The sequence below is a fragment of the Cellulosimicrobium sp. MI9406 genome (assembly GCF_040595865.1).
Lineage (GTDB): Bacteria > Actinomycetota > Actinomycetes > Actinomycetales > Cellulomonadaceae > Cellulosimicrobium > Cellulosimicrobium funkei.
Genome location: NZ_JALIZI010000005.1, coordinates 67,710 through 93,351 on the forward strand (window position 1 = coordinate 67,710; position 25,642 = coordinate 93,351).

The following is a 25,642-nucleotide window of genomic DNA, read 5'->3' on the forward strand; positions in this document are numbered from 1 at the left end:
TACCGTCCGGTGCATGGATCGAGAGAGCTTCTGGGAGATCGTCGACGCCGCGCGTGACCGGGCGGGCGCGGGTGCCGACGACCGCGGCGCCGAGGACGACCCGCTGCCCGGCGTCCTGACCGACCTGCTCGTCGAGCGGCTGAGCCCTGACGAGATCCTCGCGTTCGCCGACGTCGCCGGTGCCGTGGCGCGCGACGCCTACGCGTGGCCGGTGTGGGGAGCGGCGTACCTCGTCGAGGGCGGGTGCAGCGACGACGGGTTCATGGACTTCCGCGACGGGCTCGTCCTCGCGGGTCGTGCGACGTTCGAGCGTGCGGTCGCCGACCCGGACTCGCTCGCCGACCATCCCGTGGTCGCCGCGATGGCCGACGGCGGCTCGCCGTGGTTCGGGTACGAGTCCCTCGAGTGGCTCGTCGGCGGTGCCTGGTCGCGCGCGACGGGTGAGGACGACGAGGCGTACCACGCGGCGCGCGAGCGGACGTCGTCCGGGCACTCCCACCGCGAGCCCGCCGGCGAGCAGTGGGACTTCGACGACGACGAGGAGAACGCGCGTCGCCTCCCGCGGCTCACCGCCCTCTTCGCGGTGTGACCGGAACGGGCCGGGGCGCCTCCCCCGGGCGCCGGGGGAGGTGGCGAGGTCAGACCCGCCAGGCGAACAGGCCCGTCGGGTCGTACGCCGCGCGCACCGACGCGAGGCGTGCCGCGGTCCCGGGCGACCAGGCCCGGGCGAGCGCGTCGTCCGTCCAGGGCCCGGGCAGGAAGTTGATGTTCGTCTCCGTCGCGGCCCACGGCTGCGACCACTGCGCGAACGAGGAGGCGGCGGCGACCATGTCCGGCAGCCGCGGCGGGTTGACGCCCACGAGGCTCAGCAGGAACCCGGCGGTGCGGCCGCCCGCGGCGGACCCGCCCTCGACGTCGCGCGCCCCGGCGCCGCCGACGTGCCGCAGCTCGGCCGCGACGAACGGCGACCCGCTGCCCGGCCCGAGCTCGGCGAGGAACCGGTCGAGGAACTCCTCGTCCACCTCCCGCAGGCCCGCGCCGTAGACCCACGACGGCCCGGCGTCCTCCGGGTCCGCGTGGATCGTCGCGACGGCCGTCACGGGCAGCTCGCCCACCGTGTCGGCGAGGGCGGGCGCGAGCGCCCGCAGCGGCGCGGCGAGGCGCTCGCCCTCCGCGGGGTCGCCCGGGTAGGCGAAGCGCAGGGCGAGCACCGTGCGGCCGCGCAGGTGCTCCGGGACGAACGGCAGGCCCGGGAGGGCGAGCACCGCGACCGAGGTCGTGACGTCGTCGGGCGCGGTCGCGGTCCACGACGCCCAGCCGCGCAGGACCTCCTCGACGTGCGGGGCGTCGAACGTGAGCGAGCCCGCGTACAGCGTGCGCAGCGGCACGAGCTCGAGGTCGAGCCGCGTCACGACGCCGAGCCCGCCCTTGCCGCCGCGCAGCGCCCAGAACAGGTCCGGCTCCGTGTCCGGGCCCGCCTCGACGACCGACCCGTCGGCGAGCACGACCCGGAACCCGCGCACCCGGTCCGACGTCAGGCCGTGGCTGCGCGTCAGGGGCCCGTACCCGCCGCCGAGCGTGTACCCGACGACCCCGACGGACGTCGACGAGCCCGTGACGGGCGCGAGCCCGTGCTCCGCGGCCGCGTCGACGACCGCGTTCCAGCGCGTCCCGGCACCGATGCGCGCGACGCGCGACGCCGGGTCGACCTCGACGCCCGCGAGGCCGCTCGTCCCGAGGACGACGCCGTCCGTGATCGGCGACGACTCGCCGTGGCCCGTCGCGTGCGACCGTACGCGCAGCCCGTGGTGGGCCGCGAACCGCACGGCCTCCACGACGTCGGCCTCCGTCTCCGCGAGCACCGCGACGTCGGGGTCGTGCGCGACGAGCGTGCTGTGCGCGGCGACGGCCTCCGCGGCGGTCGGGCCGCCGTCGGGCAGGTCGCCCCGCGCGAGGACGCGACCCGTGACGCGGTCCCGCAGCGCGGCGACGTCGGTGGGCGAGAGCGTGGTGGAGGCGGTCATGGTGCTGGTCCCCTTCGTCGGTGTGCGCGCTGCACGGCCGGAGGTGCGGTCAGGTCACCTGGACGACGACGCGCGGGCACGGTCTGTGACATGCCCGAGGGGTAGGGAGGGCGCCGCCTCAGGTTCGTGCCGTCCCGGCCAGCGGCAGCCAGTCGAGGACGTCCTGGATGGTGCGGTCCCAGAAGCCCCACTCGTGCGTCCCGGGCGAGAACTCCGACCGCAGCGCCACGCCGGACTCATCGGCCACCCGCTCGAACGCCCGGTTGCCGTCGACGAGGAAGTCCTCCGTCCCGCACGCGAGGAACAGCCCGGGGAGATCGGCCGTGCGGCCCTCGGACGCGGCGCGCCGCAGCAGGGCGAGCAGGTCGTCGTCCGAGCCCGCGATCTCGCGGTCGCCGAACACGCGCTCGATGTCCGGCAGGCGCCGCTCGCGGTACGACTCGTCGGCGAGGTCGAGCACCCCGGACAGGCTCGCCGCCGCCGCGAACCGCTCGGGGTGCCGCAGCGCCCAGCGGAACGCGCCGTACCCGCCCATCGACAGCCCCGCGACGAACGTGTCCTCGCGGCGCGTCGACACGCGGAAGAACTGGTCGACGAGGCTCGGCAGCTCCTCGGACAGGAACGTCCAGTAGCGGTGCCCGTGCACCTCGTCGGCGTAGAAGCTGCGCTCCACGCGCGGCATGACGACGGCCAGCCCGCGGTCGGCGACGTACCGCTCGATCGACGTCCGGCGCGTCCAGATCGTCTCGTCGTCGCTCATGCCGTGGAGCAGGTAGAGCACCGGGGCGCCCTCGGCGCGGGCGCTCGCCGACCCGGCCATGCCGATCTGGGTCGTCGTGGCCTGGGGGAGCACGACGGTCATCGACGTGCTCACCTCGAGCACGTCGGAGTAGAAGCTGCAGCGGACGAGAGCCACGGGTCGCCTCCCGGCGGGGTCGGACGGGCCGCCGGCGGTCCGCGGCGGCGGACCCAGTCTGCCCTCCGGACAGGCGGCGGCCGCTCAGCCGCGCAGCGCGTCCAGGAGGCGCTGCACGGACGACCCCAGACCCCAGCGCTCGCCGAGCTCGGCGAGCGCGTCCGGGTCGGCCGGGGCGGTGGGCAGCGCGTCGTCGACGTCGTCGAGCGGGGCGTCGGGCGCGACGCGCACGACGAGCGGGGCGACCTCCAGGTACGGGGCCGCCTCGGTCAGCCGACGGCGCTGGGTCGCCGTCAGTCCCGGGTCGCCCGCGTCGCGCGCCGCGAGCACGCCCGCGAGGTCGCCGTACCTCCCGAGGAGCGCGACCGCCGTCTTCTCGCCGATGCCGGGGACGCCCGGCAGGCCGTCGCTCGGGTCGCCGCGCAGCACCGCCATGTCCGCGTAGGCCGCCCCCGTCGCGACGCCGTACCGCTCGCGCAGGCGCGCCTGGTCGACGACGTCGAGGTTCTTCACGCCCTTCGTCGGGTAGAGCACGCGCACGCCCGCGGCGTCGTCGACGAGCTGGAACAGGTCGCGGTCGCCCGTGACGACCTCGACCGCCGCCCGGCCCGACGGGTCCGGCGTCGCGCCCGCCGCCGCGCGGCGCGCGACCTCGCGCGCGGTGAGGGTGCCGATGACGTCGTCCGCCTCGTAGCCCGCCGCCCCGACGCGCGCGATGCCGAGCGCCGCGAGCACGTCGACGATGACCGGGACCTGCGCGGCGAGCTTCTCCGGGACCTCCTCGACGCCCGTCGTGCCCGGGACGACCTCCGCGACGCGGTGCGCCTTGTACGAGGGGATCGCCTCGACCCGGAAGGCCGGCCGCCAGTCCACGTCCCAGCACGCGACGAGGCGCGTCGGACGACGGTCCGTGACGAGCGTCGCGATCATGTCGAGCAGGCCGCGCACCGCGTTGACGGGCGTGCCGTCCGGCGCCTTGATCGAGTCCGGCACCCCGAAGAACGCCCGGAAGTACAGGCTCGCGGTGTCGAGCAGCATGAGCTCGCCGCCGGGGGTGGCTTCGCTGCGCGCGGGGGCGCCCTCGTCCGTGCTCTGCGTCATGCGGTCATCCTGCCGCACGGCCCCGACACCGGTCTCCCCGGGGAGCGTCGCGCCTGCCCGGCCTGGCCGTCGGGCGGCGCGAGCGGTTCACTGGTGCTCGGAGGTGAGCGACATGTCCACGACGACGCGACGAGCAGCCGGCACGGCCGTCGCCCTCGCGGTGCTCCTGCTCCTGGGGGCGTGCGCGGCCGGGCCGAACGTCGCCGCGAACCCCGGGGGCTACGGGTTCTGGTGGGGCCTGTGGCAGGGCGCGATCCTGCCGGTGACGTTCATCGTGTCCCTCTTCACGGACACGGTGAGCATCTACGAGGTCGACAACAACGGGACCTGGTACGACGTCGGGTTCGTGCTGGGCATCGCGCTCTTCTCCGGCCCTGCGATCGCGCTGCGCGGCCGACGGTCCTGACGAGCGGGAGTCACCCCTCGGCCGGGGCGGTGCCCCGCGCACGGCCGGAGACGAGAAAGATCGCGAGGATCCCGACGAGGACGAACACGACGTTGAAGGTGCTCGCGATCGCGTTCAGCGCCTCGGAGCCGGAGCTCGCGCCGTGTGCGTCGACGCCGTCCGTCGCGAGGAACGTCGTCGGGTCGGTGGCCGCGTGCAGGAGGATCGCGGGCACGATGCTGCCGGTGACACGCATGGAGAGGTACATCATCGTGCCGAAGCCGAACGCGTAGACCACCGTGGTGCCCACGAGCAGGAGGTTCTGCCCCGAGACGAGGTTCGTCGTGTGCAGGAGGCCGAACAGCAGGGACGACAGCACCATCACCGCCTTCTCGCCGTACCCGGCCCGGCGGAGCATCGTGACGGCGACGCCGCGCGTCAGGACCTCCTCGGCGAACCCGACGCACAGGCCGAGCGCGAGGACGGTGAGGACGACCGTGACGTCGTAGGCGCCCCAGTCCGTCGCCGCGAGATGGAGCGCGACCGGGACGAGCACGAGGACGACCGCGACCCACATCCACGGTCGGCCCGCGACCGGCTGCGGCCCGAACACCTCGCGTCGCCACCGGACGGTCCGCAGGAAGACGACGAGCAGCAGGCCCATGACGAGGATCGGCAGCAGCAGCCCGAAGAACACGGTGCCGGACGAGTCGAGGAGCTCCTCGCCGCTGCCCGGCCCCAGCCGGGTGAGCCCGACGAGCCACCCGACCCCCAGGTACACCGCGATGTAGAGGACCGCGAACAGGAAGGCCCGCCACCAGCCGCCGCGGTCCCAGAACCGTTGCCAGCCGGACCGGGGGCCGGCCTCCTCGATCGATCCGGTCAGCTCGGTCATCGTGTGCCTCGCTCGTCGTCGGACGACCGTCGCCGACGGCCGGTCGGTGCGGACGGCGCCACCGACAGGGGCGAGCGTAGGGACAGGAGGACGGGAGCGCGCGGCGAAGCGGCGCTCAGCGCCCCGCGATCTCCGTGAGCGACCCCGCGACGCGGGCGAGGGCGCCCGGGACGAGCGAGTAGTACGCCCAGCGGCCGCGCTGCTCGCGGGTCAGCAGACCGGCGTCGACCAGGATCTTGAGGTGGTGGCTGACGGTCGGCTGGGAGAGGCCGACCGGCCCGGTGAGGTCGCACACGCACGCCTCGTGCCCCTCCTGGGCGGCGACGATCGCGAGGAGCTGGACCCGCGTCGGGTCCGCCAGGGCCTTGAAGGTGCGCGCGAGCTCGCGCGCAGCATCGGGGTCTGCCGCCCCGGTGGCGGCCGGGCCGCAGCAGCCGGGTGCGCCGCGCGGGGGCGCCGGGGGCAGCGTGGCCGTCGTCATGCGGCCATCCTGCCACACATTGACACTCATCGATGGGTGGTCCACGATGCTCGCATCGATAACCTTCAATACGAGGAGTGCTCATGGTCGAGGTGGGGCGGGACGAGCTCCCGGTCGTGGTGATCGGTGCAGGTCCGGTGGGTCTGGCCGCGACGGCGCACCTGCTGGAGCGCGGGCTGGAGACGATCGTGCTCGAGGCCGGCGACGGGCCGGGTGCGGCCGTGGCGTCGTGGGGCCACGTGCCCTTGTTCTCGCCGTGGCGCTACGACGTCGACGCCGCCGCGCGGCGCCTGCTGGAGGCGACGGGGTGGGTGGAGCCGGATCCGGACGCGCTGCCCACCGGCGGGGAGCTCGTGGGGCGCTACCTGGCTCCGCTGGCCGCGACGCCGCAGATCGCGCCCCGACTGCGTACCGGCACGCGAGTGGTGTCGGTCGCCCGCGACGGTGCGGACAAGACACGCTCCCTCGGCCGGGAGCGGCGCGGGTACCGGGTGCGGACGGTGGACGCCGACGGCACGGTGACCGACGTGCTGGCCCGCGCGGTGATCGACGCGTCGGGGACGTTCTCGACGTCGAACCCGCTGGGGGTCTCGGGTCTTCCGGCCGTGGGCGAGGAGGAGTCGGCTGCGTTCGTCACCGGACCTCTCCCGGACGTGCTCGGCACCCGGCGCGACCGGTTCGCAGGCAGGGACACCCTCGTCGTCGGGATGGGCCACTCCGCGGCGAACACGCTCCTGAACCTCGTCGAGCTCTCCGAGTCCGAGCCGGGCACCACGATCACGTGGGCGATCCGCGGTGGTTCCGCGCGTCGCCTCTTCGGCGGTGGAGCCGACGACGAGCTCCCTGCGCGAGGCCTGCTCGGCACGCGCCTGCGGGCCGCCGTGGAGGCTGGGCGGCTGACGCTGCTCACGCGCGTCTCGATCGAACGCCTCGTCCCCGGTGCCGGAACCGTCCAGGTGCTGGGGACCGTGCGCGACGGGGCGCTGAGCCTCGAGGTGCACCAGATCGTCGACGCGACCGGCTTCCGGCCGGACCTGGACATGCTGCGCGAGGTGCGCCTCGACCTGGACCCGGTCGTGGAGGCACCTGCGGCGCTCGCTCCGCTCATCGACCCGAACCAGCACTCCTGCGGCACCGTGCCGCCGCACGGCGAGCAGGTGCTGTCCCACCCGGACGACGGGTTCTACCTCGCAGGCATGAAGTCCTACGGGCGTGCGCCGACGTTCCTGCTCGCCACGGGCTACGAGCAGGTGCGCTCGATCGCGGCGGCGCTGGCAGGGGACCGGGCTGCGGCCGACGCGGTCGAGCTGGCCCTCCCCGCGACCGGGGTCTGCTCGACCGACCTCGCTCTGGAGGCGGACGGCGCGGGGGCGAGCGGGTCGTGCTGCGGCACCGCGCCGGCGGCGCCGCAGCCGGTCACCCTCGGGGTCGGGGCACCGGCCGGGGTCGGGTTCGCGACCGGCGTCGTGCACGGCCGCTCGGGCGACGCGGACCACGGCTGAGCGCCCGGCCGCGCGTCGGGTCCGGGTGGGACCGGCGCGCGGCCGGCTCCTCAGCCGCGCGGGAGAGCGACCGGGGCGACGCCGAGCTCGTCGAGGAGCGTCAGTACGCGGGTGCGGATCTGGTCGCGGATGGGTCGCACGGCGTCGATGCCCTGGCCGGCCGGGTCCTCCAGGGCCCAGTCCTCGTACCGCTTGCCGGGGAGGATCGGGCATGCGTCCCCGCAGCCCATGGTGATCACGACGTCGGACGCCTGCACCGCCTCGGTGGTCAGGACCTTGGGGTGCTCGGCGCGGAGGTCGATGCCCTCCTCCAGCATGGCCTCGACGGCGACGGGGTTGATCTGGTCGGCCGGGGCGGACCCGGCAGAGCGGACCTCCACGGCCCCGCCGGACAGGGCGCGCAGGTACCCGGCGGCCATCTGGGAGCGGCCGGCGTTGTGCACGCAGACGAACAGGGCGGACGGCTTCGCGGTGGCGTTCTCGGTCATGGTGATGTCTCCCGGGGTGAGGCTGGGGGCAGGTCGAGTTCGGGCAGGAGGTCGGCGAGCAGGGCGCGCACGCGGGTGTCGAGCTCGTCGCGGATCGCGGCGACCCCGGCCGGGGAGGCCAGGGCCGGGTCGCCCACGAGCCAGTCCTCGTACCGCGTGCCGGGCAGGACCGGGCACACGTCTCCGCAGCCCATCGTGATCACGACGTCGGCGGCGCGGACCGCGTCGTCGGTCAGCGGCTTGGGGAACGCGTCGTCGGCGGTGATGCCGAGCGCGGTCAGGCTCTCGCGCACGCCCTCGTGGATGTCGGACGCGGGCGCCGACCCCGCGGACCGGACGACGACCCGGTCGCCGGCGTAGCGGCGCAGCAGGGCGGCGGCGAGCTGGGAGCGTCCGGCGTTGGCGACGCAGACGAACAGCACCTGCGGTCGCGCGTCCGCGGGGCGGGTCAGGTCGCTCAGCCGCTGCCGGGCGAACCGTTCCGTGAGCGGCACCAGGTGGGCCGAGACCTTCGCCGAGCGGGCCAGGTCGGTGTACGACTCGCGGACCACGCGCTGCACGACGTCGAACCGCACGTCGGCGAAGGTCCCGGCCAGGTCCTCGGCCAGGTGGTCGAGGGCGGCGTCGACGTCGTCGAGCCCGGCGAGGACGGTCGCACCGTGGCTGGCGCCGAGCGCCGCCGGGGCGAGGGAGTCCAGCAGCGTCGTGACCGCGGTCGTGTATCCCGGCGCGACGCGGTACCAGACCCAGGTGCCGCGTCGCTCGGACGTCAGCACCCCGACGTCGCGCAGCACCTTCAGGTGGTGCGAGACGGTCGGCTGCGAGACGTCCGTGAGCGAGGCGAGGTCGCACACGCACGCCTCACCGGCCGTGGAGGTCGCGATGAAGGAGAGCATGCGCAGCCGCAGCGGCTCGGCGAGGGCCTTGAGCGTCGTGGCGACGGCGCCCGCGACCTCGGTCCCGATCGCGTGCGCCTCGACCTGCGGCGTGCAGTCGGTGTCCGTGACGGTCATCGGCAGGGGAGCGGTGGTCATGGCCTCACCTCTTCCAGCTCTCGTGCTCGGGTCGGGTCGGCGTAGGGGTCGATGGCGAACCAGCGGCGTGCGAGCCACAAGGAGACGTAGACGAGACCGACCAGGACGGGGACCTCGATGAGCGGACCGACGACTCCGGCCAGGGCCTGGCCGGAGGTCGCACCGAACGTGGCGATGGCGACGGCGATCGCGAGCTCGAAGTTGTTGCCCGCCGCGGTGAACGCGAGCGTCGTGGAGCGCGCGTAGCCGAGGCCCAGGGCCTTGCCGGTGACGACCCCGAGACCCCACATGGCGGCGAAGTACACCAGCAGCGGCAAGGCGATCCGGGCGACGTCGAGCGGGTGGGAGGTGACGGCCTCGCCCTGCAGGGCGAACAGCAGCACGATCGTGAACAGCAGCCCGGACAACGCCCAGGGTCCGATCACCGGCAGGAACCGGTCCTCGTACCAGGCACGGCCCCGGGCGCGTTCCCCGACCAGGCGCGAGGCGAACCCGGCGACCAGCGGGACGCCGAGGAACACGAGCACGTTGAGCGCGATCTGCCCCACCGACACGTCCAGGCCCTGGGTGTCCAGGCCCAGCCACGCGGGCAGCACCGTGAGGTAGAAGTAGCCGAGCAACGAGAAGGCGACGACCTGGAACACGGAGTTGATGGCGACGAGCACCGCCGCGGCCTCCCGGTCCCCGCACGCCAGGTCGTTCCAGATCACGACCATGGCGATGCACCGGGCCAGGCCGACGACGATCAGCCCGGTGCGGTACTCGGGCAGGTCGGGCAGGAAGGCCCACGCCAGGGCGAACATCAGCGCAGGCCCGACCAGCCAGTTCAGGACCAGCGAGGAGGCCAGGAGCCGCGTGTCGCCGGTGACCGCACCCACCCGGTCGTAGCGGACCTTGGCCAGCACCGGGTACATCATCACGAGCAGGCCGAGGGCGATCGGCACGGAGATCCCGCCGACCTCCAGCGCGGCGAGCACGTCGGACAGGGCAGGGACGAACCGGCCCAGGACGAGCCCGGCGACCATCGCGAGCCCGATCCACAGCGGCAGCCACCGGTCGAGCGCCGACAGTCGTGGACCCGGTGCGGTGCTGGGCGTGCTCACGGGAGGTCCGGCCCGTCGGTGGCGACGACCCAGGGCCGCGTGGATCGTATCGACATGCTTCTATATTGACAGGTCTCGATGCAGTCGCCAAGTGCGGGTGCCCCTCCTGTGCGGGAGCGTGTCGGGCACCGGGTCGAGATGCTGTTCGTGGACCCCGCGCTGCACGGGCGCGGGATCGGCCGCGCGCTGCTCGACGCGGTCGGGCGCGGTCACCCGGTCGTCGAGCTCGACGTCAACGGAGCAGAACCCGGGCGCGCGGGCCTTCTACCGGGCGCTCGGGTTCGAGGTGACCGGTCGGTCGGAGACGGACGACCAGGGCCGCCCGTTCCTGCTGCTGCACCTCCGCCGCGAGGCCTGATGCCCCGCGACCGATGAGCCGGTGGCCTGCGGCCGGTCGACCCTGAGGAGAGCGGGCGCCCGCCCACGCGACCTCAGGAGGAGACATGCTCGACACGGCGTTCAGCGGGTTCTCGGTCGACGACGTCGACGCGGCGCGGCGGTTCTACGCCGACGACCTCGGCCTCACCGTCAGCGGGGACGACATGCTCTGGCTCGAGATCGGCGACGGTGCGCGCGTGCTCGTCTACCCCAAGGGCGAGGCCCACTCCCCGGCGTCGTTCACGGTGCTGAACTTCCCGGTCGCCGACGTGCCGGGCACGGTCGCGGCGCTCCGCGAGCGCGGCGTGGCCTTCGAGCGCTACGCGGGCACGCCCGTCGAGACGGACGACGACTTCGTCTTCCGCGGGGGCGGCCCGCTCATCGCGTGGTTCACCGACCCGGCGGGCAACGTGCTGTCGGTGATCCAGGACGACGGCGCCTGACGCGTCAGCCGCCGCCCAGCCCTTCCTCGCGCGCCCGCACGATCGCGGCGGCGCGGTCGCGGACGGCGAGCTTGGCGAGGACGTTCGCGACGTGGTTGCGCACCGTCTTGGGGCTCAGTACGAGCCGCCGGGAGATCGACGTGTTGTCGAGCCCGGCCGCGACGAGGTCGAGCACCTCGCGCTCGCGGTCGGTGAGCTGGGGGAACGGTGCACGCACGGCGGAGCGCCCGCCCACGACGTACGCCATCGCCCGGTCCGCGACGGACGGGGAGAGGATCATCGCGCCGTCGGCCACCGCGCGGACGGCGCGCTCGACCTCCGCGGGGCTCGCGGACTTCACGAGGAACCCGCGCGCCCCCGCGCGCACGGCCGCGACGACGGCGTCCTCGTCCTCGTGCATCGTCACGACGAGCACGCGCGCGGCCGGGTCCGCACGCACGAGGTCGCGCGTCACGTCCACGCCCGACCCGTCGCCGAGGTCGAGGTCCAGGAGCACGACGTCGGCCCGCGCCCCGGCGCCCGCATCCTCGCCGGGGTCGAGGTCGAGGTGGGTGCCGAGACCGAGCAGCGCGCGCGCCTCCGTCGCCGACGCCGCGCTCCCGACGACGCGCACGCCGTCGAACGAGTCGAGCAGCGCGGCCATGCCGAGCCGGAACACCGGGTGGTCGTCGACGACCGCCACCCGGATCACGACGCCGCTCCGCGCGCGAGCGCCCCGACCGGGACCAGCGGGAGCGTGGCGCGCACGCGCGTGCCGGGGCGCTCGCCGTCGGGCCGCACCGCGGCGACCTCGAGCCGGCCGCCGAGCTCGTCGGCCCGCTCGCGCAGCGACCGGGAGCCGACGCCGGCCACCGCGTCCGGCGCGACGCCCCGACCGTCGTCCTCGCACGTGACGACGAGCGCGCCGTCCCCGAGCCGTACCGTCAGGCGGCACTCCGGCGCCCCGGAGTGCCGGGCGGCGTTGACGACGCTCTCGCTCGCGATCGCGTACGCGGCCGCGGCGACGCGCGGGTCGAGGCCCCCGCACGGGTCGCAGCGCACGTCCACGACGAACCCGCCGAGGGCCTGCCGCCCCGCGAGCTCGCCGAGCGCGACCTCCAGACCGTGCTCGTCGAGCGACGGCGGCAGGAGGCTGCGGGACAGCGCCCGCACGTCCTCGACGCGCTGCGCCACCTCGACCCCCAGGGCGTCCAGCACCGCGGCCGCGGCCGCGGGGTCGGTCCGCAGCGTGTTCCGCGCGCCCTGGAGCCCGAGGCGCAGACCCACGAGCCACGGCCCGACGCCGTCGTGCAGCTCCCGGCGGATCACGCGCCGCTCGGCGAGGCGCGCGCGGGTCGTGGCGTCGCGCGCCTCCTCGAGCTCGTGCGCGCCCCGCGCGAGCGCGAGACCGGCGCCGAGCACGGGCAGGAGCTGCTCGAGCGCGTCGCGCGTCCGGGCGTCGAGCCGCTCGCCGGCCCGCGCGACGACGTGGACACGGCCGAGCGCCCGCCCGCCGTGCTCCACGGGGAGCGTGACGGCGTCGCCGGACGGGTGGCCGCCGGGGCCCGCCCAGGGCGCCGGGCCCGCGGGGCTGCCGGACGTCGTCGGGCCGGGTGCGGACCGCTCGATCGTCACGCTCTCCAGGCGCAGCGCCTCGCGCACGCCGACGGCGAGGCTCACGACGAGGTCGTCGGCCGTCGACGCGGACGACAGGTGGCGGCCGACGCTCAGGGCCGCCCGGCCCGGGTCGTTCCCCTCCCCGTAGACGAGCGTGCGCACGCGGTGCCGCAGCCACGTGTGCAGGGGCTGCACCGCGAGCGCGACCCCGACCGCCGCGACGACCTGCGCGGCGGTACCGTCGACGACGGTCGTCGCGAGGACGACGACCACGGCGTAGACGATGGCGAGGCCCACGGCCAGCATCGCGGCCACGGTCGCGCGCGAGAGGACGAGGTCGATGCCCCACAAACGGTTGCGCAGCACGCACACGAGGATCGCGGCGGGGAACAGCGCCTGGCACGCGAGGTGCGTGAGGGGGAGCGCGAGGAGCACGTCCGGGTCGGCCCACGTGCCGAGCAGCGGGAGGAACGACAGCGCCATGAGCGCCGTCCCGAGCGCGAGCAGGCCCAGGCCGCGGCGCTCCTCGACAGGCCCGCGGAACCGGCGCCACGCCGTCGCGCCCGCGGTGACGAGCCCCATGACGACGACGCCGACGATCGCAGGGCGCGGGTCGTCGGAGGGAGCGAGGAAGAAGAAGGTGATGGACGCGACGCCGCCCGCGACCCCGCACCACGCGCCCGCGCCGAGCCGCCCGCCGCGCACGAACCACGGGACGAGGACGAAGAGCCCGACCGTGCCCGGCACCCACGCCCACCCGTAGGCGTCCGCGAGCGGCGTGAGCGGGGGCAGGCCGGGGTGGGTCGACGCGTAGCTGCGCCACCCGCCGCCCAGGGCCGCGACCCCGCCGCCGATCGCGGCGAGGGCCACGAGCCAACCCACGACGTGCGGCCGCCGCACGAGGATCACCGCCGCGACCGTGCCGTAGACGAGCGCGACCGTCGCGTCCACGACGACGAACAGCAGGTCGCCCAGCAGGAGCGGCACGCCGGACGTGAGCTGGAGCGCGAGCGCGGACACGCCGAGCACCCAGGCGAGGACGCCGATCGTCCAGCCCGTGCGGGGCATCCCGGCGCGGCCGGGCCCGGGCTCGGCCACGGGCCCACGGTAGGGCCGCGGCACGCGCGGCGAGAAGGGCCCGGGCGGGAGATCACCCGGCCGTGGACGACGGCGAGATCGGCGGTCCCGTGTGGGGTCGGCGGTCCAGACCGCCGATCCCGACCGGACCCGCCGATCTCGTCGCGCGTCGCCGATCTCGCGCGTCGCGCTCAGCGCCGGTCCCCGAGGGCGAAGCCGAGCGCGGTGACGAGCAGCCAGATCGGTCCGACGAACCCCGCCATGTACTGCAGCGGCGACACGCCCGTGAGGAGCGCGAGCCCGCCGAGCACGAACCCGACGACGCCGAGCCAGCGCGGCGCGGCCGCGTGCCGCAGCGCCGCGACGCCGAGCGCGACGCCCGCGACGCCCGCCCCGACCCACAGCCACGGGATCGTCGCGACCCAGTCGCTGTAGAACGCACCCGACTCCGGGACGATGAGCGCCGTGTCGCCGAGGCCGAACAGGAACTGCGTGTCGAGGCCCGAGCCCAGCAGCCCGGCGACGGAGACGAGCACGAGCCCCCAGCCCGCGACCGTCGGGAGGATCGACCCGGCGGGAGCCTGCCCGTCGAGCCGCCGCTTGAGCCCGGCGGCGAAGACGAGCACGAGCAGCGCGCACGCGATCGTCGCGGTGTGGAACACGATCTGCGTGCCCGTGCGGCCGGAGAGGTCGGCGACGATCGCCTCCGCGTCGCCCGCGGTCTCCTCCCAGTTGATGCCGAGCGCCATCGAGGACTGGATCGAGACCAGGCCGAGGACACCGGCGACGACCCCGGTCCAGGCCCACGCGCGGGGCGTCGTGCCGCGGGCGCGGCGGGGCGTGCCGTCGGCGACCGCCGACGGCGTGGTGAGCGAGCTGTCCTGCATGGGACGACCTTCCGTTCGAGGCCGCCACCCGCGGCCGGGGCCCGTCACGCGGTGCGACGGCCCCCGCAGCGTCGGCCGGGCGGCGTCCCGGGTCCCAGGGGCAGGTGTCCCGACCTCCCGGGCAGGTCGCACGGGGCGGGCTCCCGCGCCGCACCAGCGGTTGCGGAACCTCCCGCGCGGCGGGACGGTTGCGGCATGATCCGGTTCCTGCTGAGCTTCGCGATCAACGTGGTCCTCGCCGCCGTGGGCCTCCTCGTCGCCGCGAACGTCTTCGACGGCGTCACGGTGCACGCCTCCGGGTTCACGGTCGCCGTCCTCGTGTTCGCGGTGGCCCAGGGGGTGCTCGCGCCCTTCGTGTTCAACGTCGCGCGCAAGTACGCGTCCGCGGTGCTCGGCGGCATCGGCCTCGTGTCGACGTTCCTCGCGCTGTGGATCGCGACGCTCGTGGGCGACGGCCTGGAGATCTCCGGGGCCTCCACGTGGATCGGGGTGACGGTCGTCGTCTGGCTGATCAGCGCGCTCGGCGGCTGGCTCCTCGGGTGGCTCGTCCTCACCCGCTGGTGGGACCGCCGCCAGGAGGACAAGCGCATCCGCGAGGCGACGGCGCGCGGCTGACGCCGTCCGAGCTGGCCCCGTGCCGCTGACCAGCCGCTGACCGCCCGCCGAGAAGCCGCGACGCGCCCGAGAGGCCGCCGACCACCCGGGTCGCCTAGGCCGACCCGGCGTCCTCCCGGCGCGCCCAGCGCTCGGCGTCGCGGAACCCCGCCTCCAGCGCTCCCAGGACCTCGTCGGTCGCGTCGACGACGGCGTCGGCGCCCAGCTCGTCCACGGTGCCGGTCCGCTCCAGGAGGTTGCGCATCGCGGGGGTCACCCCGACGAGGACGAGCCGGTTCCCCTGCGCGGCGAGCCGTCGGGCGGTGCGGTGGAACAGGTCGATCACCGCCGAGGAGGGGATGTCGGGGAGCGTCCGGAGCACGAGGACGAGCACGGCGCGCTCAGCGCCGGAGCCGTCGGGGAACTGGTCCTCGATGCGGGGGAGCGAGGCGAAGAACGACGTCCCCGCGAACTCGAGCACGGTGACCTCGCCGGAGCGCAGCCGCGCGGGCGTCCGCCGCGACGTCCGCCAGCGCCCGTCGGGCTCCCGGGTGAGCAGGACGAGGCGGGACTGGCGCGCCGCCTGGACGCAGTACAGCAGGAGCGACAGGACCGCGCCGAGGACGATGGCTTGCTGGAGGGGGAGCTGGGTCGTCGCGGCGAACGTGACGACCATCGCGAGCGACGACAGGGGCGACGTCCGCAGCACGAGGAGGATCTCGTGGCGCTTGCCCCGGACGAGCTCGCCGCCGACGACGAGGATGAGCCCCCCGATCACCGGCATGGGGATGAGCTCGGCCAGGCCGCCGAGGAGCAGCACGACGAGCGCGAGGAACACGCCGCTCACGACGCCCGCCCAGCGGGTCCGGGCGCCCGCCTCGGCGGCGACGCCCGTGCGGGACATCGAGCCGCCGCTGGGCAGCGCCTGGAAGAGGCCGCCGGCCACGTTGGCCCAGCCCTGCGAGCGGAAGTCGGCGTTGGTGTCCGACCGGGAGCCGTCGGGGTTGGGCATCGACGGCGCGATGGACGCGGCCTGCGCGAGCGCGACGAGCGCGACGGCGACGGCGCCCCCGACGAGTGCGGGCGCGACCGAGAGGTCGGGCAGCGACAGGCCCGGGAGGGCGGACGGGATCGAGGCGATGTCGGCGACCTGGCGCACGTCGATGCCTGCCGCGACCACGACGACGGTCACGACGACGAGGGACACGAGGAGCGCCACGGGCACGAGGCGGCGGACCGACCGGGCCAGCGCCCACACGAGGACGGTCACTGCCGCGACGAGCGTGGACGCGAGGTCCCACGACGTCACGTGGACGAGCCAGTCGCCGAGCTGGTACAGCCGGTTGTCGCCGCGCGGGTCGTACCCGGTCGCGTCGCCGAGGACCCCTGTGATGATCTGGAGCGCGATGCCGGTCGAGAAGCCCACCATGACGGCGTTGGAGACGAAGCTCATCACGGCGCCGAGGCGCAGCGCGCCGAGCACGAGCATCACCAGGCCGACCATGATCGTCAGCGTCGCGACGTTGGCGGGGTCGGTCGGCTCCAGGCCGGCGGACGCGAGCACGCTCTGCGACGTGAGCGCGATGGCGCTCGTGAGCGTCGTGATCATGAGGACGGTCCGCGCGGTGAGCGAGCCGACGATCGCGGGCACGATGCCCGCGTAGAGGCCCGCGACCGGGTTGAACCCGGCGATGGAGGCGTACGCCATGCCCTCGGGGATGGAGAAGAGCCCGGTCACCATGCCCGAGACGACGTCGGAGCGGCTCGGTCGCCCCGCGCGCCGCAGCAGCCCGGCCGCCCCGCGCCGCCCGGGCGGTGGCGCGGCCCCGGGGTCGGCGTGGACCTCGGCCTCGGCGCCGGCGCCGGTGTCGGTCGTCGCGTCGTCGTCACCGCGCTCCGCCACGACCACCGCCCTCCGCCGTGTGTGCCGGGCCGGGGGTGGTGGCGAGCGCGGGGAACTCGGGGGTCCCCGGGGGGAGGTCGACGCGCAGCGGGGGCATCGAGCGGGCGACGAGCCACAGCGGCAGGACGGCCACGCAGAGCACCGGGAGCAGGTGCACGTCGCCGACGGTGACGGCCGCCATGAAGAGGGCGAGCCAGCCGTCGCGCGCCACGACGAGGACGGCGCCGAGGACGGCGGCGGAGACGGCGATCGCGGGCGGCACGGCGGGGACGAGGGACGACGCCGAGAGGCCCAGGGCGACGCCGATGAACACCGCGGGGAAGATGCGGCCGCCTCGGAACCCGGCAGCAGCCGCGACGACGAGCGCCGCGACCTTGACGACCGCCATGAGCAGGATCGTGGACCAGGCGTACGTGTCGGCCTGCTGCGCGAGCTCCTTCATCTCGTCGAGGCCCTTGAACAGCGTGAGCGGCCCGCCGAGGAGCCCGAGCAGACCGAGGACGAGGCCGCCCGCACCGAGCGCGAGCACCGGGCTGCGGAGGCGGTGGAACAGCCTGTGCACGACCGGGAGGGCGACCACCGCGAGCGCCGTCATGAGGGCCGCGACGGCGCCGATCAGCACGCTGCTCGCGACGTCGCCGAGGGCCGGTCCGGGGTAGTCGGGCAGGTCGACGGAGAACGTCGGGGCCCCGACCGCCGTCATGGTGACGGCCCCCGCACCGGCCGCGGCCAGGGGCGCGAACAGCCGGTCGAACAGGGGGCCGCTCTGCCCGCCGCGCTCCGCGAAGCTCTCCGTGAGGACGAGCGCCGCCGCGACGGGGGTGGCGAACATCGCGCCGATGGTCCCGGCCATCGCGAGCGCCACGGCGCCCGGGACGGGGACGCCGAACCGGGGGCGGCAGAGGAACCACGCGGCGAGCGCGACGTTGAGGGCGATGATCGGGTTCTCGGGCCCGAGGCTCACGCCGCCGGCGAGGCCGAGGACGAGGGCGAGCGCGAGGCCGGGCAGGGCGCGCAGGGGGAGCGGCTCGGAGACCAGCTCGGTCGTCGCGGGGTCGACGCCCGCGTGCCCCGGTGCCCACCGGACCGTGGCGCCCACGAGCAGCCCGGTGACGGTCAGCACGAGGACGGTCCACCACGTCCGCGTGCTCGCGACCCCCCACGCCTCCGGCAGCCGGTCCCACACGAGGTGCTGGATCCACGTCGCGAGCTCGGAGAGCGCGAGCAGCGTCAGGGCGCTGACGATCCCGACGACGAGGGCCGGCACCACCGAGCGCAGGAGGCGACCCGACGTCGTCCCGGCAGCCGGTGCGTCGGACACACGGGAAGAGAACCACGGGGGTGGTCGCACCGCATCCGGAGCCTCGGCATCCCTCACCTCGCGGCCGCGCGGGACGCGGATGCTCGCCGCGCGCGACCCGGGACGCGGGGATACGTTCGACGCGTCACGGGGCGCGACGGCGCGCCCCCGCCGAACGAACGATCCGGAACGAGGTCTGACGTGGCAACGCTCACCGTGTGGAAGTTCGACACCCCCGAGGGCGCCCAGCGCGCCGAGGACGCGCTCCTCGCCCTCCAGAAGCAGGAGCTCATCCAGGTCCAGGACGCGGCCACCGTGTCCTGGGAGGAGGGCAAGAAGAAGCCGAAGACGCGCCAGGGGAACAACACGACGGCGATCGGCGCGCTCGGCGGGACGTTCTGGGGCCTGCTGTTCGGGCTCCTGTTCTTCGTCCCGCTCCTGGGCGCCGCGATCGGTGCGGCGTCCGGCGCCATCGCCGGCGCGCTGACGGACGTCGGCATCGACGACGACTTCATCGACTCCGTGCGCAGCAAGGTCACGCCGGGCACGTCCGCGCTGTTCGTCCTCACGTCGGGCGCCGTCGTCGACCGCGTGCACGAGGCGCTCCAGGCCGAGGGCATCCACGGCGAGCTCATCCAGACGAACCTCTCCGCCGACGAGGAGGCCAAGCTCCGCGCGGCCTTCGACGAGAACGCCTGAGCGGTCCAGGGCCCGCGGCGAGGCCGCACGGGTGAGGTGCCCGACGGCGGTGCGTGACGCCGTCGGGCACCTCGCCCGTTCGCGCGCCTCCGTCCGCGCGCCGTCGTTCCCGTAGCTCCCGCCGTCCCGCCCGGGACCGGACCACGAAGGAGGCCGCCCGTGGGCGCGGCGATCGGCCAGTCCCTCCCCGTCGCGGTCGGCGTGCTCGTGAGCCCGCTGCCGATCGTCGCCGTGGTGCTCATGCTCGTGAGCGGGCGCGCGAAGGCCAACGCCTTCGCGTTCCTCGTCGGCTGGTTCGTCGCGGTCGGTGCGGTGACGCTCGTCGTCGCCCTGGTGGCGGGGTCCGCCGTCCCGCAGGACGGCGGACCGCCGCTCTGGGCGGCGATCCTCAAGCTCGTCCTCGGCGTGCTGCTGCTCCTGCTCGCGCTCAAGCAGTGGCGGGGGCGCCCGCGCGAGGGCGCCGACCCGCCCGCGCCCCGCTGGATGACCGCGATCGACGCGTTCACGCCCGTCAAGGCCGCCGGGCTCGCCGTGCTCCTCGGCGCGGTCAACCCGAAGAACCTGCTGCTCGTCGTCTCGGGCGGCGCCGCGATCGCGTCGGCCGCGCCGGACGACACGACCGCCCAGGTCGTCGCGGCCGTCGTGTTCGCCGTCGTGGCGAGCATCGGGGTGGCGGCGCCCGTCTTCATCTACCTGTTCATGGGTGCCCGCGCGGCCACGATGCTCGACGCGCTCAAGGCCTGGATGACCCACAACAACGCGGTGATCATGGCCGTCCTGCTGCTCGTCCTCGGGGCGAAGCTGCTCGGCGACGGCATCGCGGCGCTCTGACCACGCCGGACCGTCCCGCTAGTCGATGCCCTCGGCGCGCCGCTCGTCGACCGTGCGCTCGGCCTCGAGGTTCGCCTCGCGGTTGCGGCGTCGGCGGCGGGTGGTGCGCCCGTCGTCGTCCCTGTTCTTCCCGTCGCCCTTGCCCCGGGCCGGGCCGTGGCCCTCGGCGTCCGGGTCGTGGAGCATGTGCGACTCGATGAGCTCGTGCCGCTGGAGGTAGGTGTTCCCGACGGCCTGGATCGTCGCGGCGATGGGCAGGGCGAGGAACGCGCCCAGCGCGCCGAACACCGCGCCGAACGCGAGCACGACGACGAAGCTCACCGCCGGGTTCATCTCCAGCGCCCGGGCGGAGACCTTGGGCGAGAAGTAGAGGTTCTCGAGCTGCTGGTACCCGATGATGAACGCGAGCACGCCCAGGGCCTGCGGCAGCCCCTGCGACGTGAGCGCGACGGCGACGGGCAGCGCGCCGCCGATGTACGTGCCGATCGTGGGGACGAACTGCGAGACGACGCCCGTGAACACGGCGAGCGGCAGGGCGTACGGCGTCTGGAGGATCAGCAGGAAGACGAACGTGAACACGCTCGACAGCGCGGCGAGCACGATGCGCGAGTTGATGAAGTCCGACACCTTGACCTGGGTGATCTCCCAGAGGCGCAGCACCTCCTCCTGCCGGTTCGGCGTGAGCCAGCGGCACACGGCCGCCCGGAACCGCGGTCCCGCCGCGAGGAGGTAGTAGGTGACGAGGAGGATCGTCAGGCTCGCGAAGACCCCGCCGACGATCGTCGTCGTCACGACGATCGCGCCGGACGCGACGTCGTCGCCGAAGTCGTTGATGACCTGCTTGAGGAGGTCGTCGGAGTCCGGGATGACGACGTCGAAGCGGTCCGCGACGAAGTCCTGGATGCTCGCGTACAGCGCCGGGATCGACTGGACGAGCTGCACGAGCTGCTGGACGAACAGGTTCCCGAACAGGGCGAGCACGACGAGGATCCCGACGAGCGACCCCAGGAGCGCGACGGCGGCGGCCGCGCCGCGCCGCCAGCCGTGCCGCACGAGCCAGACGACGATCGGCTCGAGCGCGAGCGCGACGAAGAACGCGATGAGGATGTTGACGCCCAGCGCCTTGAGCTGACCGAGGGCGTACCAGGCGAAGACGCCGACGAAGACGGCGACGACGGCCATCGCGAGCGCGCGGGGCACCCAGCGCGGCGGCCGTCGCGAGTCGTGCTGGACCGGGCGGGTGCCGGCGTCCGGGACGCCCGACCACGGGTCGTCGGTGGAGGGCGGCGTCGTCATGGCCACGAACCTAGCGGGGCCGCCGGGCAGCGGTCCCGGGACGCGCCGACCTTCCGGATGCCGAACCGGGCGGCCGGTGCCACGATCGATCCGCACTCTCGTCCGGTCGGGGCTCCACGGTTCTCAGGAGGATGGCATGGCACGCTCGTCACAGGTGACGGCATGGGTCGGCTGGGTGTGGTTCGCCGGCATCGTGCTCGTCACGATCGGCTTCTTCAACGCCATCAGCGGCCTGGTCGCCGTGTTCTCCCCGAACAGCCTCGTCGGCGTCTCCGACGCGGGCATCGTCGTCCTCGACGTGTCGACGTGGGGCTGGATCCACCTCGTCATCGGGGTGCTGCTCGTCCTCACCGGCTTCGCGCTGCTGTCCGGCAAGGGCTGGGCGCGCATGGTCGCGATCGTGCTCGTGGTCGTCAACGCGATCGCGCAGTTCACGACCCTGCAGGTCACGCCGTGGTGGTCGCTCATCACAATCGTGCTCGACGTCTTCGTCCTGTGGGCGCTCGTCGTCCACGGCGACGAGGCCGAGCGCGCCGCACGCTGACGTCGCCCGGCCTGGGCGTCGCAAACCGATCGGCCGACAGAGGGAGCGGACGATGGCCACGTTCACCGTATGGAAGTTCGACTCTCCGGAGGGCGCTGACGCGGCGTCCCGGATCCTGCACGACTCCGCGTCGGAGCACGCCGTCAAGATCGTCGACACCGCCGTCGTGTCGTGGCCCGAGGGCGCCGCCAAGCCGACGACGCGCCACGGCCACCAGGACGAGTGGCGCGGCACGGGCTGGGGCGCCTTCTGGGGCCTGCTGCTCGGGTCGCTGTTCTTCGCGCCCGTGCTGGGCGCCGCGGCCGGGGCGGCGATCGGCGCGTCGACGAAGGCGATGGAGGCCGTGGGGATCGACAAGGACCAGCTCGACCGGATCCGCGAGGGCGTGACGCCCGGGACGTCGGCGCTGTTCGTCGTCACCGAGGACGGCGACCTCGACCGCGTCGGCGAGCGGTTCCACGGGGTCCACGGCACGCTCGTCGCGACGAACCTCACGGACGCCGAGCGGAGCACGCTCCTCGAGACGTTCGGCTGACCCGCGGCGCGTCAGTCGTCGAGGCGCTCCGGGAGCCCGAACAGCGGAAACCACGAGGCCGTGTCGAGGAACGCGTTGATGGCCGTGACGCGGCCACCCTCCGTCTCGACGACCTGGAGCGCCCACGGCTCGTGACCGCCGCCGGCCGCGCGGCGGTACTGGCCGAACCCGAACGTGCCGTTCACCGCGACCGGGACCATCCGCGAGCCCTCGCACTCGTGGCCCGGCCCGGTCATCCACGTGACGATGTCCGCCGGGCCGCGCATCCACAGCGGGTACGGCGGCATCGACAGCGTCGCGTCCTCGTGCAGGATCGCGACCAGCGCGTCCATGTCGTAGCGCTCGAACGCGTCGAGGTAGCGCTCGAGCAGGAGCTTCTCCTCGTCGCCGAGGCCCGCGTTCGCCGCGACCGGCGCGGCGGACCCCGTCTCGTCGCCCAGACCCGAGCTGTCCCAGTGCGCGCGCGCCGCGAGCGTGGCGCGGGCGCGCTGCAGCGCGCTGTTCACCGAGGCCACCGTCGTGTCGAGGAGCTCCGCGACCTCGCTCGCCTGCCAGCGCAGCACCTCGCGCAGCAGCAGCACCGCGCGCTGGCGCGGCGGCAGGAACTGGAGGGCGGCGACGAAGGCGAGGCGGATGCTCTCGCGCCCCACCGCGACCTGCGCCGGGTCGCCGTCGTGCGGGAGCACCCGGTCGTCGGGGACGGGCTCGACCCACGTCTCCTCCGGCAGCACCTGGCCCAGGTTCTCCAGCTCCGGGGCCTGGGGTCCGCCCAGGCCCATCGGGCGCTCGCGCCGCTTGCGCGCACCGAGCGCGTCGAAGCACACGTTCGTCGCGATGCGGTACAGCCACGAGCGCAGGGCCGAGCGGCCCTCGAAGCGGTCGTAGGACCGCCACGCGCGCAGGAACGTCTCCTGCACGGCGTCGTCGGCCTCGAACGACGACCCGAGCATGCGGTAGCAGTAGCCGGTGAGCTCGCGCCGGTGGCCGTCGAGGACGGCGTCGAGGTGCTCGCGGTCGGGCAGAGGGGCAGGGGCGCCAACGGGGGCGGCGGCGGTCGCGGTGGCGTCGCCGCGCAGGGTCGCGGGGGTGGCGAGGTCGGTCATGGTGCTGCCTCTCAGGACTCGGTCGTCTCGACGTGCACGAGGGGTCACGGGATCGCGCGCGGTGCCCGGGGGGAGTGGCCCACCTCACACACGCTACCGCCGCCCTCCGACACCGCACAGGGGCACCGGACGACCGTCCGGGTCAGCCGTCGAGGTCCAGCTCGAACCAGACGGTCTTGGCCGCGCGGCCGTCGACCGCGTCGTCGCCGGCCGCACCGCCGCCGGTCCTGCCGCCCCTGGCCGGGTCACCCTCGGCCGTGCCGCCGTCGGCCGGGTCGTCGTGGAGGTCGACACCCCAGCGCGACGCGCACCGTTCGAGGAACTGCACGCCCCGGCCGCCCGTCTCCTCGGGCCGCGGCGAGCGCAGCCGCGGCAGCGCCGTCGACCCGTCCTCGACGCCGACCCACACCACCCGGTGCCCGACCTCGAGCTCCGCCCGGACCGGCGTCGTGCCGTGCTGCACCGCGTTCGTGAGGATCTCGCTCGTCAGGAGCATCGCGACGCGGCGGACCGCGGGCGACACGTCGCAGCTCTCGAGCACGTCGTCGACCCACCGCCGCGCGGGGCCGATCGCCGTCGACGTGTGCTCGACCGGCCGCGTCAGCACCGACGGGCGCCCGGGCGCCGGCGCCCGCGGGACCGTGTGCCGCACGCGCAGGGCGAGGACCGCGACGTCGTCCCGCTGGTCGGCGACGAGGCGGCGGACGAGCGCGTCCGGGACGGCCGACGTCGCGGTGCCCGCGTGCTCGCCGAGGACGGACCGCAGGCCGGCGAGGCGCTCGGCGAACGAGGTGCCGCGGCGCTCGACGAGACCGTCGGTGTAGAGGAGCAGCGTGTCGCCCGGCGCGAGGCGCGTGCGGTGGTCGTGCCGCTGCGTGCTCGGCAGCACCCCCAGCATGAGGTCGGGCGCGGACTCGAGCGGGTCGACCGTCCCGTCGGCGCGCAGCACGAGGGGTGGGGGGTGGCCGGCGTTCGACCACGTGAGGTCGAACCCCTGCGGGGTGCGGTCGAGCCGCACGACGACGGCCGTCGCGCTGGAGTGCAGCGCGAGCCCGCGGTTCGCGCGGTCGAGCAGGCGCAGCAGCACGGCGGGCGGCTCGTCCTGGCACCAGGCGAACGTCCGCAGCATCGACCGGAGCTGGCCCATCTGCGCCGCGGCACGCATGTCGTGCCCGGTGACGTCCCCGATCATGAGCACGCACGCGTCGTCGTCGAGCACCACCGCGTCGTACCAGTCGCCGCCGACCTGGTCCGTGCGGGTCGCGGACGCGTACGTCGCCGCGAGCTCCGCGCCGCGCACCGGCGGCAGCTCGGTGAGCATCGCGGCCTGGAGGGTCGCCGCGACGCGGTGGCGCTCCTCGAGCAGACGGACGCGCTCGACGGCGTGCGCGACGTACGACGCGATCGTCGTCTCCGTCTTCACGGCGTCGTCGTCGAACTCGCGGACCGTGTCCCACGCGAGCGCCACCACGCCCAGGAGGCGGTCGTCCGCGAGCACGGGCACGAACGAGCGCGCCTCGACCGTGTCGGGCGCGATGAGCGACGCGGCCTCGGGGAACCGCTCGCCGTACTGCACGTGGTCGCGGAAGAACAGGGGCTCGCGCGTCCGCGCCGCGGTCGACACGGCCCGGTCCGCGTCCACGCGCATGCGGCGGAACGACGCCGGGACCCCCGGCTCCAGGTGGTCCAACGTCGTGAACTCGAGGCGGGTGCCGCCGCCGTCGAGCAGGGCGAGGCCGGCGTAGCGCGCGCCGATGGCCGCCCCGACGGCGGCCAGCCGCTCGGCGACGTCGCGGACGGACGTCGCGGCGGCGAACGACTCGGACAGCTCCAGGAGCAGGCGCGACCGCTTGTTCGCCGCGAGCGCGACGCGCTGCATGCGCTTCGCGCGGGCCTGCGCCAGGCGCAGCCGGAGCTCGGACGTGCACGCGGACGCCAGGTCCGCGAGCGTCGCCAGCTCGTCGTCCGACCAGGTGCGGGGCCGCGCGTCGAACGCGCACAGCGACCCGACCGCCCGGCCCTGCGGGTCGAAGATCGGGAAGCCCGCGTAGGCGACGACCCCGATGTCGTCGACGGCCCGCAGCGTGGCCAGGTGGGGGACGGTGCGCGCGTCCTCGACCACGAGCGGGCGCGCCTCGTTTGCCACGAACTGGCAGAACGTGTGGCTGCGGGGGGTCCGGCGGGCCGACTGGTACGGCTCGGGCACGCCGTGCGCGCCGGGCAGCACCGCCTCGTCGTCGAGGACCAGCGTGACGAGCGCCGACGACACCCCGAGCTGCCGGTGCACGAGCCGCGCGAAGCGGTCGAACGACTCGTCCGCCGCGGGCTCGGCGAGCCCCGCCTGGACGAGCTCGCGGATCGCCTGGGCGTCGGTCATGGTCCAGTATCACCGGGACGAGCCTGGTCAAACAGCGCAACCCGCCCAGCGCGGCGCGGCGCCGGGGGTGAAATCGGACAGAAGGGAACGTCGCGGGCAGGTGCTGCGTGTTCCGCTCGTGAGACGACGACACGACGGCGGCCGCCCGCC

26 protein-coding genes are annotated in these 25,642 nt (G+C 74.8%); 10 read left to right on the forward strand and 16 right to left on the reverse strand.

Annotated elements, in window-relative coordinates; all coding sequences use genetic code 11:
- The first annotated feature begins 13 nt into the window (after positions 1 to 13).
- Positions 14 to 589 (forward strand): DUF4240 domain-containing protein, encoded by a 576-nt coding sequence (locus tag MT994_RS10565; RefSeq protein WP_354806186.1) that lies wholly within the window; start codon positions 14 to 16, stop codon positions 587 to 589.
- A gap of 49 nt (positions 590 to 638) precedes the next feature.
- Here MT994_RS10565 and MT994_RS10570 read toward each other — a convergent pair whose 3' ends face one another.
- The 3 genes from MT994_RS10570 to MT994_RS10580 all read right to left on the reverse strand — a co-directional run bounded on the left by MT994_RS10570 (position 639) and on the right by MT994_RS10580 (position 4,041).
- Complete coding sequence (locus MT994_RS10570) at positions 639 to 2,024, reverse strand: FAD-binding oxidoreductase (RefSeq protein WP_354806188.1); 1,386 nt, start codon at positions 2,022 to 2,024, stop codon at positions 639 to 641.
- 118 nt (positions 2,025 to 2,142) lie between these two features.
- A complete protein-coding gene (locus tag MT994_RS10575; protein ID WP_168945545.1) occupies positions 2,143 to 2,940 on the reverse strand; it encodes an alpha/beta hydrolase family protein in 798 nt (265 codons plus the stop codon).
- A gap of 84 nt (positions 2,941 to 3,024) precedes the next feature.
- Positions 3,025 to 4,041: a 5'-3' exonuclease gene (locus MT994_RS10580; RefSeq protein WP_354806190.1), complete on the reverse strand. Its 1,017-nt coding sequence runs from the start codon at positions 4,039 to 4,041 to the stop codon at positions 3,025 to 3,027.
- A 112-nt stretch (positions 4,042 to 4,153) separates the two neighbouring features.
- Here MT994_RS10580 and MT994_RS10585 point away from each other — a divergent pair, with 112 nt between their 5' ends.
- On the forward strand, positions 4,154 to 4,447 hold the full coding sequence (locus tag MT994_RS10585) for a hypothetical protein (RefSeq protein WP_043656410.1): 294 nt from the start codon (positions 4,154 to 4,156) through the stop codon (positions 4,445 to 4,447).
- Between the two features lie 10 nt (positions 4,448 to 4,457).
- Here MT994_RS10585 and MT994_RS10590 read toward each other — a convergent pair whose 3' ends face one another.
- Both MT994_RS10590 and MT994_RS10595 read right to left on the reverse strand, forming a co-directional pair.
- Positions 4,458 to 5,321 (reverse strand): CPBP family intramembrane glutamic endopeptidase, encoded by an 864-nt coding sequence (locus MT994_RS10590; protein WP_354806192.1) that lies wholly within the window; start codon positions 5,319 to 5,321, stop codon positions 4,458 to 4,460.
- A gap of 115 nt (positions 5,322 to 5,436) precedes the next feature.
- Positions 5,437 to 5,802, reverse strand: a complete 366-nt coding sequence (locus MT994_RS10595; RefSeq protein ID WP_076403976.1) for a metalloregulator ArsR/SmtB family transcription factor — start codon at positions 5,800 to 5,802, stop codon at positions 5,437 to 5,439.
- Between the two features lie 83 nt (positions 5,803 to 5,885).
- On the opposite strand from MT994_RS10595, the gene MT994_RS10600 reads away from it, so the two are divergent.
- On the forward strand, positions 5,886 to 7,304 hold the full coding sequence (locus MT994_RS10600) for an FAD-dependent oxidoreductase (protein WP_354806194.1): 1,419 nt from the start codon (positions 5,886 to 5,888) through the stop codon (positions 7,302 to 7,304).
- A 50-nt stretch (positions 7,305 to 7,354) separates the two neighbouring features.
- On the opposite strand, the gene MT994_RS10605 is transcribed toward MT994_RS10600, so the two are convergent.
- Genes MT994_RS10605 through arsB form a run of 3 tightly spaced genes read right to left on the reverse strand, consistent with a single transcriptional unit; the run spans position 7,355 to position 9,929 of the window.
- Positions 7,355 to 7,792 (reverse strand): arsenate reductase ArsC, encoded by a 438-nt coding sequence (locus tag MT994_RS10605; RefSeq protein WP_354806196.1) that lies wholly within the window; start codon positions 7,790 to 7,792, stop codon positions 7,355 to 7,357.
- Positions 7,789 to 8,826 (reverse strand): metalloregulator ArsR/SmtB family transcription factor, encoded by a 1,038-nt coding sequence (locus MT994_RS10610; protein WP_354806198.1) that lies wholly within the window; start codon positions 8,824 to 8,826, stop codon positions 7,789 to 7,791. The genes MT994_RS10605 and MT994_RS10610 overlap by 4 nt, the downstream gene beginning before the upstream one ends.
- Positions 8,823 to 9,929, reverse strand: a complete 1,107-nt coding sequence (gene arsB / locus MT994_RS10615) for an ACR3 family arsenite efflux transporter (protein WP_354806200.1) — start codon at positions 9,927 to 9,929, stop codon at positions 8,823 to 8,825. The genes MT994_RS10610 and arsB overlap by 4 nt, the downstream gene beginning before the upstream one ends.
- A gap of 138 nt (positions 9,930 to 10,067) precedes the next feature.
- On the opposite strand from arsB, the gene MT994_RS10620 reads away from it, so the two are divergent.
- Together MT994_RS10620 and MT994_RS10625 are read left to right on the forward strand one after the other, a co-directional pair.
- Positions 10,068 to 10,304, forward strand: coding sequence for a hypothetical protein (locus MT994_RS10620; protein ID WP_240696623.1), 237 nt, complete (start codon positions 10,068 to 10,070; stop codon positions 10,302 to 10,304).
- Positions 10,305 to 10,372: 68 nt separating this feature from the next.
- On the forward strand, positions 10,373 to 10,750 hold the full coding sequence (locus MT994_RS10625; RefSeq protein ID WP_354806202.1) for a VOC family protein: 378 nt from the start codon (positions 10,373 to 10,375) through the stop codon (positions 10,748 to 10,750).
- A gap of 4 nt (positions 10,751 to 10,754) precedes the next feature.
- Here the strand turns inward: MT994_RS10625 and MT994_RS10630 are convergent, their stop codons facing one another.
- The 3 genes from MT994_RS10630 to MT994_RS10640 form a co-directional block, all read right to left on the reverse strand.
- On the reverse strand, positions 10,755 to 11,441 hold the full coding sequence (locus MT994_RS10630; protein ID WP_354806204.1) for a response regulator transcription factor: 687 nt from the start codon (positions 11,439 to 11,441) through the stop codon (positions 10,755 to 10,757).
- The gene (locus tag MT994_RS10635) at positions 11,438 to 13,444 is read right to left on the reverse strand and encodes a histidine kinase (protein ID WP_354806206.1); all 2,007 of its coding nucleotides are present in this window, start codon (positions 13,442 to 13,444) and stop codon (positions 11,438 to 11,440) included. Before MT994_RS10635 ends, MT994_RS10630 begins: the two co-directional genes overlap by 4 nt.
- A 170-nt stretch (positions 13,445 to 13,614) precedes the next feature.
- A complete protein-coding gene (locus MT994_RS10640; protein ID WP_061268382.1) occupies positions 13,615 to 14,310 on the reverse strand; it encodes a hypothetical protein in 696 nt (231 codons plus the stop codon).
- Between the two features lie 195 nt (positions 14,311 to 14,505).
- Here MT994_RS10640 and MT994_RS10645 point away from each other — a divergent pair, with 195 nt between their 5' ends.
- A complete protein-coding gene (locus MT994_RS10645; protein ID WP_021483470.1) occupies positions 14,506 to 14,925 on the forward strand; it encodes a phage holin family protein in 420 nt (139 codons plus the stop codon).
- 94 nt (positions 14,926 to 15,019) lie between these two features.
- On the opposite strand, the gene MT994_RS10650 is transcribed toward MT994_RS10645, so the two are convergent.
- Both MT994_RS10650 and MT994_RS10655 read right to left on the reverse strand, forming a co-directional pair.
- Positions 15,020 to 16,807: a SulP family inorganic anion transporter gene (locus tag MT994_RS10650; RefSeq protein WP_354806209.1), complete on the reverse strand. Its 1,788-nt coding sequence runs from the start codon at positions 16,805 to 16,807 to the stop codon at positions 15,020 to 15,022.
- Entirely contained in the window at positions 16,791 to 18,128 is a 1,338-nt protein-coding gene (locus tag MT994_RS10655) for an ion channel protein (RefSeq protein ID WP_354806211.1), read from the reverse strand. Before MT994_RS10655 ends, MT994_RS10650 begins: the two co-directional genes overlap by 17 nt.
- A gap of 180 nt (positions 18,129 to 18,308) precedes the next feature.
- On the opposite strand from MT994_RS10655, the gene MT994_RS10660 reads away from it, so the two are divergent.
- Both MT994_RS10660 and MT994_RS10665 read left to right on the forward strand, forming a co-directional pair.
- Positions 18,309 to 18,806 (forward strand): DUF1269 domain-containing protein, encoded by a 498-nt coding sequence (locus MT994_RS10660; protein ID WP_061268380.1) that lies wholly within the window; start codon positions 18,309 to 18,311, stop codon positions 18,804 to 18,806.
- A gap of 159 nt (positions 18,807 to 18,965) precedes the next feature.
- Positions 18,966 to 19,637, forward strand: coding sequence for a GAP family protein (locus MT994_RS10665; protein ID WP_354806213.1), 672 nt, complete (start codon positions 18,966 to 18,968; stop codon positions 19,635 to 19,637).
- An 18-nt stretch (positions 19,638 to 19,655) separates the two neighbouring features.
- Here MT994_RS10665 and MT994_RS10670 read toward each other — a convergent pair whose 3' ends face one another.
- The gene (locus tag MT994_RS10670; RefSeq protein WP_354806215.1) at positions 19,656 to 20,933 is read right to left on the reverse strand and encodes an AI-2E family transporter; all 1,278 of its coding nucleotides are present in this window, start codon (positions 20,931 to 20,933) and stop codon (positions 19,656 to 19,658) included.
- 136 nt (positions 20,934 to 21,069) lie between these two features.
- On the opposite strand from MT994_RS10670, the gene MT994_RS10675 reads away from it, so the two are divergent.
- Both MT994_RS10675 and MT994_RS10680 read left to right on the forward strand, forming a co-directional pair.
- Complete coding sequence (locus MT994_RS10675) at positions 21,070 to 21,477, forward strand: hypothetical protein (RefSeq protein WP_086149493.1); 408 nt, start codon at positions 21,070 to 21,072, stop codon at positions 21,475 to 21,477.
- Between the two features lie 52 nt (positions 21,478 to 21,529).
- Positions 21,530 to 22,012: a DUF1269 domain-containing protein gene (locus MT994_RS10680; protein ID WP_021479816.1), complete on the forward strand. Its 483-nt coding sequence runs from the start codon at positions 21,530 to 21,532 to the stop codon at positions 22,010 to 22,012.
- Between the two features lie 11 nt (positions 22,013 to 22,023).
- Here MT994_RS10680 and MT994_RS10685 read toward each other — a convergent pair whose 3' ends face one another.
- Positions 22,024 to 23,115, reverse strand: a complete 1,092-nt coding sequence (locus MT994_RS10685; protein WP_354806217.1) for a sigma-70 family RNA polymerase sigma factor — start codon at positions 23,113 to 23,115, stop codon at positions 22,024 to 22,026.
- A gap of 142 nt (positions 23,116 to 23,257) precedes the next feature.
- A complete protein-coding gene (locus MT994_RS10690) occupies positions 23,258 to 25,492 on the reverse strand; it encodes a SpoIIE family protein phosphatase (RefSeq protein WP_354806218.1) in 2,235 nt (744 codons plus the stop codon).
- Positions 25,493 to 25,642: the final 150 nt, after the last annotated feature.